This is a genomic window from Saccharothrix sp. ST-888, assembly GCF_000955975.1.
Taxonomy (GTDB): domain Bacteria; phylum Actinomycetota; class Actinomycetes; order Streptomycetales; family Streptomycetaceae; genus Kitasatospora.
Genome location: NZ_JYJF01000053.1, coordinates 16,312 through 28,987, shown reverse-complemented (window position 1 = coordinate 28,987; position 12,676 = coordinate 16,312). Strand labels below are relative to the sequence as shown.

Annotated in this window: 10 protein-coding genes; 7 read left to right on the top strand and 3 right to left on the bottom strand. The window is 71.8% G+C overall.

Annotated features, from left to right (window positions below):
* Nucleotides 1-54: 54 nt before the first annotated feature.
* From UK12_RS18160 to UK12_RS18135, 6 genes are all read left to right on the top strand, one after another.
* Nucleotides 55-1,671, top strand: a complete 1,617-nt coding sequence (locus UK12_RS18160; RefSeq protein ID WP_045304067.1) for an NADH-quinone oxidoreductase subunit M — start codon at nucleotides 55-57, stop codon at nucleotides 1,669-1,671.
* A complete protein-coding gene (gene nuoN / locus UK12_RS18155) occupies nucleotides 1,668-3,299 on the top strand; it encodes an NADH-quinone oxidoreductase subunit NuoN (protein ID WP_045304066.1) in 1,632 nt (543 codons plus the stop codon). Before UK12_RS18160 ends, nuoN begins: the two co-directional genes overlap by 4 nt.
* A gap of 217 nt (nucleotides 3,300-3,516) precedes the next feature.
* A complete protein-coding gene (locus tag UK12_RS18150) occupies nucleotides 3,517-4,530 on the top strand; it encodes a polyprenyl synthetase family protein (protein ID WP_045304065.1) in 1,014 nt (337 codons plus the stop codon).
* A 246-nt stretch (nucleotides 4,531-4,776) separates the two neighbouring features.
* Nucleotides 4,777-5,436: a response regulator transcription factor gene (locus UK12_RS18145; RefSeq protein WP_045304086.1), complete on the top strand. Its 660-nt coding sequence runs from the start codon at nucleotides 4,777-4,779 to the stop codon at nucleotides 5,434-5,436.
* Between the two features lie 338 nt (nucleotides 5,437-5,774).
* Nucleotides 5,775-7,634 carry a 2-oxoacid:acceptor oxidoreductase subunit alpha gene (locus UK12_RS18140; RefSeq protein ID WP_231591274.1) on the top strand — a complete coding sequence of 620 codons (1,860 nt, stop codon included), beginning with the start codon at nucleotides 5,775-5,777 and terminating at the stop codon, nucleotides 7,632-7,634.
* Entirely contained in the window at nucleotides 7,627-8,718 is a 1,092-nt protein-coding gene (locus UK12_RS18135; RefSeq protein WP_045304064.1) for a 2-oxoacid:ferredoxin oxidoreductase subunit beta, read from the top strand. The genes UK12_RS18140 and UK12_RS18135 overlap by 8 nt, the downstream gene beginning before the upstream one ends.
* Nucleotides 8,719-8,822: 104 nt before the next feature.
* On the opposite strand, the gene UK12_RS18130 is transcribed toward UK12_RS18135, so the two are convergent.
* Nucleotides 8,823-10,391: a CehA/McbA family metallohydrolase gene (locus tag UK12_RS18130; protein ID WP_231591272.1), complete on the bottom strand. Its 1,569-nt coding sequence runs from the start codon at nucleotides 10,389-10,391 to the stop codon at nucleotides 8,823-8,825.
* A 172-nt stretch (nucleotides 10,392-10,563) separates the two neighbouring features.
* Nucleotides 10,564-11,193, bottom strand: coding sequence for a DUF5701 family protein (locus UK12_RS18125; RefSeq protein WP_156178788.1), 630 nt, complete (start codon nucleotides 11,191-11,193; stop codon nucleotides 10,564-10,566).
* An 83-nt stretch (nucleotides 11,194-11,276) separates the two neighbouring features.
* On the opposite strand from UK12_RS18125, the gene UK12_RS18120 reads away from it, so the two are divergent.
* Nucleotides 11,277-12,041, top strand: a complete 765-nt coding sequence (locus UK12_RS18120; RefSeq protein WP_045304062.1) for a TetR/AcrR family transcriptional regulator — start codon at nucleotides 11,277-11,279, stop codon at nucleotides 12,039-12,041.
* A gap of 163 nt (nucleotides 12,042-12,204) precedes the next feature.
* Here UK12_RS18120 and UK12_RS18115 read toward each other — a convergent pair whose 3' ends face one another.
* Nucleotides 12,205-12,594 carry a winged helix-turn-helix transcriptional regulator gene (locus tag UK12_RS18115; RefSeq protein ID WP_045304061.1) on the bottom strand — a complete coding sequence of 130 codons (390 nt, stop codon included), beginning with the start codon at nucleotides 12,592-12,594 and terminating at the stop codon, nucleotides 12,205-12,207.
* Nucleotides 12,595-12,676: the final 82 nt, after the last annotated feature.

The window sequence follows — 12,676 nt, the reverse complement described above, 5'->3', positions numbered from 1 at the left end:
GACGACTGTGACTCGCCCGCCCGCCGGGCACCGGACATTTCGGGAGGGACGGCCATGAGCTACCTGCTGACCGCGACCTGCGCCGTCCCGGCCGCCGGCGCGGTGCTCACCGCCGCGCTGCCGGCCGGGTCCTCCGAGGCCCGCCGCCGTGCCAGCAAGGGGGTCGCGCTGGCCGTCTCGGCGGCGACCCTGGCGCTGACCGGCGCCGTCGCCGCGAGCCTCGACACCGGCGGGGCGCGCTACCAGCTCACCGAGTCCCACACCTGGATCCGCTCGTTCGGGATCGACTTCTCGCTCGGGGCGGACGGCATCGGCGCGGTCCTCGCACTGCTCACCGCGGTGCTGGTGCCGATCGTGATGCTGGCTTCCTGGCACGACGCGGACCCGGTCCGTAACCCCGACGGAACCTTCGAGAACGTCCGCCGCACCCAGGGCTTCTTCGCCCTGGTCCTGGCGGTCGAGGCGATGGTGCTGGTCTCCTTCCTGGCGACCGACATCTTCGTCTTCTACGTCTTCTTCGAAGCCATGCTGATCCCGATGTACTTCCTGATCGGCGGCTTCGGCGACCGCGCGGGCGGTCCGGACTCCGCCGCCCAACGCTCGTACGCGGCAGTCAAGTTCCTGCTCTACAACCTGCTCGGCGGCCTGGTCATGCTGGCCGCCGTGATCGGCCTGTACGTGCTCGCGCAGGACCAGGGCCTGGCCACCTTCGACCTGCCGACCCTCACCGGCGCGATCGCCGACGGCAAGCTGGTGATCGACCCGACCGCCGAGAAGCTGCTCTTCCTGGGCTTCTTCTTCGCCTTCGCGGTGAAGGCCCCGCTCTGGCCGCTGCACACCTGGCTGCCGAACGCGATGGGCGAGTCCACCGCCGGAACGGCCGTACTGATCACGGCGGTGGTCGACAAGGTCGGCACCTTCGCGATGCTGCGCTTCTGCCTCGGCCTGTTCCCGGACGCCTCCCGCACCTTCGGCCCGTACATCCTGGTGCTCTCGCTGATCGGGATCGTCTACGGCGCGCTGCTGGCGGTCGGCCAGAAGGACATCAAGCGGCTGGTGGCGTACGCCTCGATCTCGCACTTCGGCTTCATCATCATGGGCATCTTCGCCTTCACCAGCCAGGGCCAGTCCGGCGCCACCCTCTACATGGTCAACCACGGCATCTCCACCGCCGCGTGGATGCTGGTCGCCGGCTTCCTGATCTCCCGTCGGGGCTCGCGGCTGATCGCCGACTTCGGCGGGGTGCAGAAGGTCGCCCCGGTGCTGGCCGGAACCTTCCTGATCGGCGGCCTGGCGACGCTGTCGCTGCCGGGACTCGCGCCCTTCGTCAGCGAGTTCCTGGTCCTGGTCGGCACGTTCGCCAAGTACCCGGTGGCCGGCATCATCGCCACCTTCGGCATCGTGCTCGCCGCCCTGTACGCGCTGCTGCTCTACCAGCGCACCATGACCGGCCCGGTCAAGGCCGGGGTCGAGGGCATGGCCGACCTGCGGTTGCGCGAAGTCCTGGTGGTGGCACCGCTGGTGGCGCTGACCCTGTTCCTCGGCGTCTACCCCAAGCCGCTCACCGATCTCGTCAACCCGGCGGTGAACGCCACGCTCTCCCAGATCCACCAGACCGACCCGGCGCCCGCCCACCCGGTCGCCGCCACCACCGGAGGTGAGCACGAATGAGCCACCTGCTTGCCGCCGCCGGCGGCAACAGCCCGAGCATCCCCGCCCCGCACGTCGAGTACGGCCAGCTCTCCCCGATGCTGGTGGTCTTCGGCGCCGCGATCGCGGGCATCCTGGTCGAGGCCTTCCTGCCCCGCCGCTACCGGTACGGCACCCAGGTCGCCATCGCCCTGCTCGCGCTCGGCGGCTCCTTCGCGGCCGTGGTGGTGCTCGCCGCCCAGGGGCACGCCACCACCAAGTCCGGCCTGCTGGCGATGGGCGCGGTCGCCATCGACGGCCCGGCGCTCTTCCTGCAGGGCGTGATCCTGCTGTCCGCCGTGGTCACCGTGCTGATGTACGCCGAGCGCCGGCTGGAGCCGCGCCTGAACGGGCACGGCGTGGACGCCTTCGCCGCCCAGGGCGCCGCGGTACCCGGCGGTGAGCAGGAACGGCAGGCGACCACGGCCGGGTTCACCACCACCGAGGTCTTCCCGCTCACCCTGTTCGCGGTCGGCGGCATGCTGCTCTTCCCGGCCGCCAACGACCTGCTGACCATGTTCGTGGCGCTGGAGGTCTTCTCCCTCCCGCTCTACCTGCTCTGTGCCCTGGCCCGCCGCCGCCGGCTGCTCTCCCAGGAGGCGGCGGTCAAGTACTTCCTGCTCGGCGCGTTCGCCTCGGCGTTCTTCCTGTTCGGCATCGCGCTGCTGTACGGCTACGCGGGCAGTGTCCAGCTCGGCGACATCGCCGACGTGGTGTCAGGGGTCGCCCCCGTCACCCCGGCGCTGGCGGTCACCACCCAGAACGACGTGCTGCTGCTGCTCGGCCTGGCGATGGTCTCGGTCGGCCTGCTCTTCAAGGTCGGCGCGGTGCCGTTCCACTCCTGGACCCCGGACGTCTACCAGGGCGCGCCGACCCCGGTCACCGGCTTCATGGCGGCGGCCACCAAGACGGCGGCCTTCGGCGCGTTCCTGCGCCTGTTCTACGTGGCCTTCCCCGGCCTGAAGTGGGACTGGCGGCCCGTCATGTGGGGTGTGGCGATCCTCACCATGGTGGTCGGCGCGATCCTGGCCGTCACCCAGCAGGACGTGAAGCGGCTGCTGGCCTACTCCTCGATCGCGCACGCCGGGTTCATCCTCACCGGCGTGATCGCCACCAACCGGCAGGGCCTGGGCGCGGTGCTCTTCTACCTGCTCGCGTACTCCTTCGTCACCCTCGGCGCCTTCGCGGTGGTGACCCTGGTCCGCGACTCCAAGGGCGAGGCCACCCACCTGTCCAGCTGGGCCGGGCTCGGGCGGCGCTCGCCGCTGGTGGCGGCGGTCTTCGCACTCTTCCTGCTGGCTTTCGCCGGTATCCCGCTGACCAGCGGCTTCACCGGGAAGTTCGCGGTCTTCCAGGCCGCGGCGGCGGGCGGGGCGACCCCGCTGGTGATCGTGGGTGTGCTGAGCTCGGCGGTCGCGGCCTTCTTCTACATCCGCGTCATCGTGCTGATGTTCTTCTCCGACCCGCAGGCCGGCGGCCCGGCGGTGGCCGTGCCCAGCCCGCTGACCGCCACCGCGATCGGCCTCGGCGTCCTGGTCACGCTGGTCCTCGGCCTCGCCCCGCAGTACTTCCTGGACCTTGCCGGCAAGGCGTCGTTGTTCGTCCGTTAGCGCGCCGTCCGTCAGCTCCACACCTTCTGACGCACCACCCGTCCGGGGTCCACGGCACAGCGCCGTGGGCCCCGGGCCCGCTCTCTTCGGCCGCCACCAGGCAGGAGAGGCCCATGCCCGTGCAGTGATCCACTCGCGACCGGATACCCTCCTTGTAGGCCAGCGGCGGCACTCAGGGACCAGGCCGCTAGATCGACCAGGGACAGGAGTGGTCTTCGTGACCGTCGTGGGGCCCTTCGGGCTGACCGTGCAGGACCGCGATCTGACCCGCGACGTCCAGGCCGGCATGGACGCCGTGGAACGCGCACTGACCGAGACGGTCAAGAGCGACGTACCGCTCATCACGATCACCGCCAGTCACCTGATCCAGGCCGGCGGCAAGCGCTTCCGGCCCCTGCTGGTCATGCTCGCCGCACAGTTCGGCGACCCGGCCGCACCCGGCGTGGTCACCTCCGCCGTGGTCGTCGAGCTGACCCATCTGGCCACGCTCTACCACGACGACGTCATGGACGAGGCCCCCGTCCGCCGGGGCGTCCCCAGCGCCAACACCCGCTGGGACAACTCGGTGGCCATCCTCACCGGCGACTTCCTCTTCTCCCGGGCCTCCCAGGTGCTCGCCGACCTCGGCCCCGAGGCGGTCCGGATCCAGGCCGACGCCTTCGAACGGCTCGTCACCGGCCAGATCCTGGAGACCGCGGGCCCCCGTCCCGAGGACAACCCGCTCCAGCACTACCTGGACGTCCTCGCGGGCAAGACCGGCTCGCTGGGCGCCGTCTCCTGCCGCTTCGGCGCGCTGATGGCCGGTGCCGAGACCTGGATCGTCGACATCCTCACCCAGTACGGCGAGAAGATGGGCATCGCCTTCCAGCTCGCCGACGACGTCCTCGACATCGCCAGCGACGCGGACGAGTCCGGCAAGACCCCCGGCACCGACCTGCGCGAGGGCGTGCCCACCCTGCCGATCCTGCTGCTCCAGCAGACCCCGGTGGACCCGGCCGACCCCTCGGACGTCCGCCTGCGCGAGCTCCTCACGCTCGACCTCGCCGGGGACGACGAGCTGCACGCCGAGGCCCTGGGCCTGCTCCGCCGCCACCCCGCGCTGGAGCACGCCCGCCGCGAGACCCTGCGCTACGCCGAGGAGGCCCGTGCGCTGCTGGCCCCCCTCCCGGCCTGCCCGGCCAAGGACGCCCTGGAGGGCCTCTGCGACATGGTCGCCATCCGCACCATGTGACGGACCTCTTCAGACGCCGGCGGGTGAACGTCCAGCGGTGCGGGGAACCGCGTGAATCGGAGGATTCCCGTGCGGCACATTCTCCGTCACGGTAAGTCGCACCGCCCCATCCGGAGGGAACGAGGTGCCACGTGCCCACCGGGCTCCTCCTGAGACCGTGGGCCTCCGACTCGCGCAGTCCCCGCGCCCCTGAAGATGCACCCCCAGCTCTCTGAAGAACCTCTCCGACCCCAAGGAGCCAGAATGCTGCGCGTCGTCATCGCCGAGGACTCGGTACTCCTCCGGGAGGGCCTGACCCGCCTGCTCACCGACCGAGGGCTGGAGGTCGTCGCGGGCGTCGGGGACGGCGAGTCGCTGCTGCGCACGGTCCAGGGGCTGGCCGCCGAGAACGCCCTGCCCGACGTGGTGGTCGCGGACGTCCGGATGCCCCCGACCCACACCGACGAGGGCGTCCGCGCCTGCGTGGCCCTCCGCGGCCTGTACCCGGACCTGGGCGTCCTGGTGCTCTCGCAGTACGTCGAGGAGCGCTACGCCGGCGAGCTGCTGGCCGGCTCGACCCGGGGCGTCGGCTACCTGCTGAAGGACCGGGTGGCCGAGGTCCGCGAGTTCGTGGACGCCGTGGTCCGGGTGGCCGGCGGCGGGACGGCGCTGGACCCGGAGGTGGTGCAGCAGCTGCTGAGCCGCAGCCGCAGGAGCGACGTCCTGGAGGGCCTGACCCCGCGCGAGCGCGAGGTGCTCGGCCTGATGGCCGAGGGCCGCACCAACGCGGCGGTCGCCAAGCAGCTGGTGGTCTCCGACGGCGCCGTCGAGAAGCACGTCAGCAACATCTTCCAGAAGCTGGGCCTGGCGCAGAGCCCCGAGGACCACCGCCGGGTACTGGCCGTACTGACCTACCTCAACAGCTGAGGAAACCGCTCCGGAAGAGTAGTCTCGATCTTGAAGGCAGGTCGTCCCGGCGGGAATTGACCATGCAACTTCCGGGCGGGGGCGGCCGAGCGGCGAGCTCGCCAAGTCGGCGCCGTACATTCACAAGTTACGGCCCGGTCAACGCAGGCGAGCTTAGGATGCCTTTGGTGCACCAGGCGGACGGGGCACACGGCTCACGCCCGCGGCTGGTGCTCACGAGGAGGTCCGCGGTAGTGACCAGCCAGGTTGATCAGTCAGAGGCAGTCGGCGGCTCGGACGGCGGAGGCCAGGGGGCGGCGCCCCCGCCCTCGACCGGGGGGTCGCGTCCCGCCAAGCCGATCCGGCGGCTGGACCGGGTGATCATCCGGTTCGCCGGTGACTCGGGTGACGGTATGCAGCTCACCGGTGACCGTTTCACCTCCGAGACCGCCTCGTTCGGCAACGACCTCTCCACCCTGCCGAACTTCCCGGCCGAGATCCGGGCACCTGCCGGGACACTGCCGGGCGTCTCCAGCTTCCAGCTGCACTTCGCCGACCACGACATCCTGACGCCGGGCGACGCCCCGAACGTCCTGGTGGCCATGAACCCGGCCGCGCTCAAGGCCAACCTGCCCGACCTGCCCCGCGGCGCGGAGATCATCGTCAACACCGACGAGTTCACCAAGCGCGCACTGGCGAAGGTCGGTTACCCGGCGGACCCGCTCGCCGACGGCTCGCTCTCGGCCTACCACCTGCACAAGGTGCCGCTGACCACGCTGACGCTGGAGGCCCTGAAGGAGAGCGGCCTCGCCCGCAAGGACGCCGAACGGGCGAAGAACATGTTCGCCCTGGGCCTGCTCTCCTGGATGTACCACCGGCCCACCCACGGCACGGAGCGCTTCCTGCGCCAGAAGTTCGCCAAGAAGCCCGACATCGCCGAGGCCAACATCAGGGCCTTCCGGGCCGGCTGGAACTTCGGCGAGACCACCGAGAGCTTCGCCGTCTCGTACGAGATCCCGCCCGCCAAGCTGCCCGCCGGGACGTACCGCAACATCTCCGGCAACCTCGCCCTCTCCTACGGCCTGATCGCCGCCGCGAAGCGCTCCGGACTGCCGCTGTTCCTCGGCTCGTACCCGATCACCCCGGCCTCGGACATCCTGCACGAGCTGAGCCGCCACAAGAACTTCGGCGTGCGCACCTTCCAGGCGGAGGACGAGATCGCCGGGATCGGCGCCGCGCTCGGTGCGGCCTTCGGCGGCGCCCTCGGGGTGACCACCACCTCGGGCCCCGGTGTGGCGCTCAAGTCGGAGACCGTCGGGCTCGCGGTCTCGCTCGAACTGCCGCTGCTGGTGGTGGACATCCAGCGCGGCGGCCCGTCCACCGGCCTGCCGACCAAGACCGAGCAGGCAGACCTGCTGCAGGCGATGTTCGGCCGCAACGGCGAGGCGCCGGTACCGATCGTGGCCCCCGCGACCCCGGCCGACTGCTTCGACGCCGCCCTGGAGGCGGCCAGGATCGCGGTCGCCTACCGCACCCCGGTGATGCTGCTCTCCGACGGCTACCTGGCCAACGGCTCCGAGCCGTGGCGGATCCCCGAGGTCGACGAACTCCCCGACCTGCGGGTCGAGTTCGCCTCCGGGCCGAACCACACCCTGGAGGACGGCAGCGAGGTCTTCTGGCCGTACAAGCGCGACCCGCAGACCCTCGCCCGCCCCTGGGCGGTCCCCGGCACCCCCGGCCTCGAACACCGGATCGGCGGCATCGAGAAGCAGGACGGCAGCGGGAACATCTCCTACGACCCGGCCAACCACGACTTCATGGTGCGGACCCGCCAGGCCAAGATCGACGGAATCACCGTGCCGGAGCTGGAGGTTGACGACCCGAGCGGAGCGGCCCGGGTGCTGGTGCTCGGCTGGGGCTCGACCTACGGCCCGATCACGGCGGCCGTCCGGCGGGTGCGGGCCGACGGCGGCAGGGTCGCCCAGGCGCACCTGCGGCACCTGAACCCCTTCCCGGCCAACCTCGGTGCGGTCCTGAAGGCGTACGACCGGGTCGTGGTACCGGAGATGAACCTGGGTCAGCTGGCCCTGCTGTTGCGCGCCAGGTACCTGGTGGACGCCCAGTCCTACAACCAGGTGCGCGGACTGCCCTTCAAGGCGGCCCAGTTGGCGGATGTACTGTTCGCGGCGATCGGAACGCTGGAGGAGAACCATGGCTGAGGCCCGCGGCGCAGCCGCCGACCGTCCCCGCGGCGCGGCCGCCGGCGCCCGCTTCCGTTCGCTGGAGCTGGTGCCGAAGGCCGAATCGCCGCAGAGCGCCAAGGACTTCAAGACGGACCAGGAGGTCCGCTGGTGCCCGGGCTGTGGCGACTACGCCATTCTGGCCGCCGTCCAGTCCTTTATGCCCGAGCTCGGAATCCGCAGAGAGAACACCGTCTTCGTCTCCGGCATCGGCTGCTCCTCCCGCTTCCCGTACTACATGAACACCTACGGGGTGCACTCCATCCACGGCCGCGCTCCGGCGATCGCCACCGGTCTCGCCGCCTCCCGGCCCGATCTGAGCGTCTGGGTGGTCACCGGGGACGGCGACGCGCTCTCGATCGGCGGCAACCACCTGATCCACGCGCTGCGCCGCAACGTCAATCTGAAGATCCTGCTGTTCAACAACCGGATCTACGGGCTCACCAAGGGCCAGTACTCGCCCACCAGCGAGGTCGGCAAGATCACCAAGTCCACGCCGATGGGCTCGCTGGACGCCCCGTTCAACCCGCTCTCGCTGGCCGTCGGGGCCGAGGCCACCTTCGTCGCCCGCACCATCGACTCCGACCGGCAGCACCTGCAGTCCGTGCTCCGGGCCGCCGCCGAGCACGAGGGCACGGCGCTGGTGGAGATCTACCAGAACTGCAACATCTTCAACGACGGCGCCTTCGAGGTGCTCAAGGACCCGAACACCCGGGACGAGGCGCTGATCCGCCTGGAGGACGGGCAGCCGATGGTCTTCGCCGGCCAGGGCGTCTTCCGGGGGCCTGACGGCGAGCTGCACGTCGCCGAGGTCACCGACGCCAACCGGTCCGAGGTGCTGGTGCACGACGTCCACCACCCCAGCGCCGCACGGGCGTTCGCGCTCACCCGGATCGCCGACGCGGACACCCTGCACCACACGCCGATCGGCGTCCTGCGGGACGTCCGGCGGCCGGTGTACGACACCCTGATGGCCGACCAGCTCGACCAGGCCGTCGCGGCCAAGGGCGAGGGCGACCTGGCCGGCCTGCTGGCGGGCCAGGACACCTGGACGGTCGGATAGCAGGCCGGCGGGCAGCCGGGCAGCCGGGCGAACCGACGGGAGCGGGGAACCGCGCGGCCGACCCCCTGCGGAGGTGCAGAGCGGTCGCGCCGTTCCCCGTGCTCCTAGCCGGCGCCCAGCAGGATCGGGTTGGTCAGGGCCGCCATCGGGCCCCACGGGAGGTCCGGGCCCATGCTGTTGCCCTGCCCCGGGGTGCCGTCCGCCCTGGGGTGGCGGACCTCCGCCCGGACGTACGCGGCAAGTGAGGCGGTGGTCCGCCAGACGACGGTGCCACGGCCGGACGCGGGCAGCGACTCCTGGTGCAACTGCCCCTCGTCGGTGAGGAGCCGGACCGTCCCGCCGGGTACGCCGGAGACGTCCAGCCTGACGTCCACCGGTGCGTCGGCCGGGACGGACAGCCGGTCGCCGATGCCCGCCTGCCGGCCCTGCCCGGTGGCGGTGAAGTCCAGCCCGACGGCCGACGACTCGGCGATCCAGCTGTGCCCGGCCCGCAGCCCGTCGAGGACGTCCGCCCGGGTCAGGTCCGCTGCCAGCACCACGTTCTGCGGCAGGCCGATGACCTGCGGCTTGCTGTGCGCGTCACTGTTGCCCATGGCGGGCAGCCACCGGCGGCCGTGCCGGAGGGCCTCGGCGAGGCGGGAGTCCCAGCTGTCGACGGCGGACTCGTCGTCGTACGTCCACGGGCCGTTCCAGACCTCGACCGCGTCCGCGTCCTGGTAGCCGAACTTCCACTGGCAGGCGATGTACGGGCAGTACGGGTGCGCGGGCACCACCAGGCCGCCGGAGCGGTGCACCTGGCGGACGAAGCGCGGGTACGCGTCGTCCCGGGCGCGGTAGCGCCAGTCGACCCACTCCCCGGGGCGGGTGCCCAGTGCGAGCCAGTGGCCGTTGCGGGTGGTGACCTCCTCACCGGTGACGATCAGCAGGTCCGGGCCGGCCAGCGGACCCCAGACGCCGTGCGAGGACGGGGTGTTGTGGTCGGTGGAGACGATGAAGTCGAGCCCGGCCGCCCGCGCACCCGCGGCCACCTCGGCCGGAAGGCGGCGCCCGTCGGAGTACACGGTGTGCAGATGGCAGTCGCCCCGGTACCAGGCCCGCCCGCGTCCGCGCGCCCGCTCGGGCGGGTACGAGGGGGTGAACTCCGGCCCTGGATCGCCGAATCGCAGCGTCACCTCGACCCGGTAGTCCAGCCCCTGCGGTGCGACCTGGTAGGGGCCCAGCACCACGTGCCAGGTCCCGGGCCGGACCGGCCCCGGCAGATAGCCCGGGGTGGCCGCGCCCCGGCTGATCGCGAACGAGGTCCGGAACCCACCCGACCAGCCCCGGAACCCGGGCCCGCCGAGACCGGTACCGCGCTCGTCGAAGACCCCGATGTCACAGGAGTTGCCCGGGGTGCCCGGTGGTACGGCGGGCTTGTCGTAGCCGTACGACACGGCGATCTCCCGCACGCCCGACGGGACTTCGACCGGCAGATAGACGAAGTCGGCCGTTCCGGTGGCGAGATGGCCGGTGATCACCTCGGTGCGCTCGCCCGCGGCGGCGGCCGCGAAGGTGGTCGGCGCGAGCGTGATCGCCGCGCCCGCCCCGACGGCCAGCCCGGCCTGGAGCAGCCGCCGGCGCCCTGACGGATCGGTTGCGGTGCTGTGGTGCCGACAGGTCTCGTCCGCGCACACGGTGCCCTCCCGAGGCTCACGCGGGCCGGTCGCAGCCGTTGGACGCCGGCCCGTCACCGTCCCCGTTCCCCGGCCCGGTGAACTGCCGATGAGCCGCAACCGGCCTCGCCGGGTCGGCCGGACGTCGGCCGGTGGTCGGCGGGTCGTCGCGGCTCCTGTGCCGTGCGAGCGGTCAGGCCGGGCCGAGGCGTTCGGCGGCGGAGGCCATGCCCAGCCAGGTGTGCGGGTTGCCAGCCCAGCACCAGCCGAGTTTCGGGGCGCCCCGGCTGATCCAGACCGCCGGGACACGGCGGTCGCCGCAGCGCGAACCGCCCAGCGAGAAGCACTTGTTCTTCGCCAGCGCCGCCGGGTGCTGGGTGACGAAGGAGATGCCCTCCTCCATGGTGAGCAGCAGCCGCCCGCGCTCCGCGACGACCGCCATGGCGTCCTCGGGCACCGCGCCGCAGAACTCCTCGCCGCGCTCGACGTCCAGCAGCAGGTAGACGTCGGAGGCGGGCATCGGCGCCGTCTTCAGGGGCTCGAACCGCTCCAGGTCGCCCGGGGCGTAGTGGCGGTCGATGATCCCGGGCGCGGACTTTCCGGCCAGCGTGGTGAGCGGCACGGTCTGCTCCAGCGGTGCCGTGCTGCGCGCGACCACCAGCAGGAACGGCACCCGGCCCGCCTCGGGCGGGGCCATCGCGCCGCCCCGCGCCACGAGCCGTCCGCGCAGCTCCGCCAGCGGGGCGGCGGGCAGCGCCGGATAGCCCTTCTCGGTCAGTGTCCGCAGCTGGCGGTCGAACTCGGTACCCGGATCGAAGGTCAAAGTAGCTGCTTCCTCTCGATACGCTATCTCCGTACGCAGTACACTATACATAGTACGGAGATTCTGCATGGAAAGATTTCCCCATGGCCACGGACCGCAGCAGCGCAGGTGATCCCGCGCGCACCCTCGCGCTGCTCTGGGGGGAGCCGCCGCCCAAGGCCGCCCGCAGAGGGCCCCGGCAGGCGCGGTCCAGCGCCGAGATCGCCGCCACCGCCATCGCGCTCGCCGACGCCGAGGGCGTCGAGGCCGTCACCATGCGCCGGGTCGCCCAGGAGCTCGGCCTCTCGCCGATGGCGCTCTACACCTACGTCCCGGGCAAGGCCGAACTGCTCGACCTGATGCTCGACACCCTGTACGGCGCCATGCCGCGCACCGCGCCCGCCGACAGCGGCTGGCGCGCCCGCGTGACGGCGATCGCCGAGGACAACCGGGCCCTGTACGCCGCGCACCCCTGGATCGCCGCCGTCTCCGCCAGCCGCCCGCCGCTCGGGCCCGGCCTGATGGGCAAGTACGAGTACGAGCTGCGCGCGCTCGACGACCTCGGCCTCGGCGACGTCGAGATGGACGCGGCCCTCACCCACCTGCTCGGCTTCGTCCAGAGCTGCGCCCGGCTGGCCGCCGACGAGCGCGCCGCCGAGCAGGACGGCGCGATGAACGACCGGCAGTGGTGGGCGGGCAACGCCGAACTCCTCGCCCGGGTCTTCGACGCCGACCGCTACCCGACCGCCGCCCGGGTCGGCGCGGCGGCGGGTGAGGCATACGGAGGCGCGTACAGCCCGTCGCACGCCTACGAGTTCGGGCTGCAACGGGTGATCGACGGTCTGGCCGCGCTGATCGAAGGGCGCTGAGTTCAGGCCGTCACCCTGCGCGGCCCGCTGACGGAGCCGCTGCTGGTCGTCCACCGGCGGCGTCCGGCCCGCGGGGAGGGCATCGAGATCCTCGGTGACGAGCAGCTGCTCGGCTTCCGGCTGGAGCGGGTCGCCTTCGGATGACCGGAGGGCCGGCCCAGGGTCACCGCCGGGAGTCGTACGCCGCGCGGGCGCTCTGCACCTCGGGCAGCTGCCGCTCCACCCAGTGCGCCAGCTCGGACACCAGCGCGGCGGCCTGGCGTCCGAGCGGGGTCAGGCTGTAGTCGACCCGGGGCGGGATCACCGGGTGCGCCTCGCGCAGCACGAAGCCGTCCCGCTCCAGGGCCTGCAGGGTCTGCGCGAGCATCTTCTCGCTCACGCCGGAGACCCGGCGGCGCAGCTCGCTGAACCGGTAGTCGCGCTCGGTGAGCGCGATCAGCACCAGCACGCCCCAGCGGCTGGTGACGTGCTCCAGGATGCCGCGCGACGGGCACATCGAGTCGGTCACGTCCGCTGCGCGGTCCAGCAGGGTGGGTTCGGTACTTACCTCCATACCAGTACCGTACTTCAAAGTGGGTACTTTCGAAAGGTTAGTGCTGTTCCTAGAGTGAGGCGGGTCAGCAGGAACGCCCGAT

What these genes read in the sequence shown, in the direction of transcription:
- UK12_RS18115 (WP_045304061.1), bottom strand. Translation starts at nt 12,594, where the DNA reads ATGGAGGTAAGTACCGAACCCACCCTGCTGGACCGCGCAGCGGACGTG.
- UK12_RS18120 (WP_045304062.1), top strand. Translation starts at nt 11,277, where the DNA reads ATGGCCACGGACCGCAGCAGCGCAGGTGATCCCGCGCGCACCCTCGCG.
- UK12_RS18160 (WP_045304067.1), top strand. Translation starts at nt 55, where the DNA reads ATGAGCTACCTGCTGACCGCGACCTGCGCCGTCCCGGCCGCCGGCGCG.
- nuoN (WP_045304066.1), top strand. Translation starts at nt 1,668, where the DNA reads ATGAGCCACCTGCTTGCCGCCGCCGGCGGCAACAGCCCGAGCATCCCC.
- UK12_RS18135 (WP_045304064.1), top strand. Translation starts at nt 7,627, where the DNA reads ATGGCTGAGGCCCGCGGCGCAGCCGCCGACCGTCCCCGCGGCGCGGCC.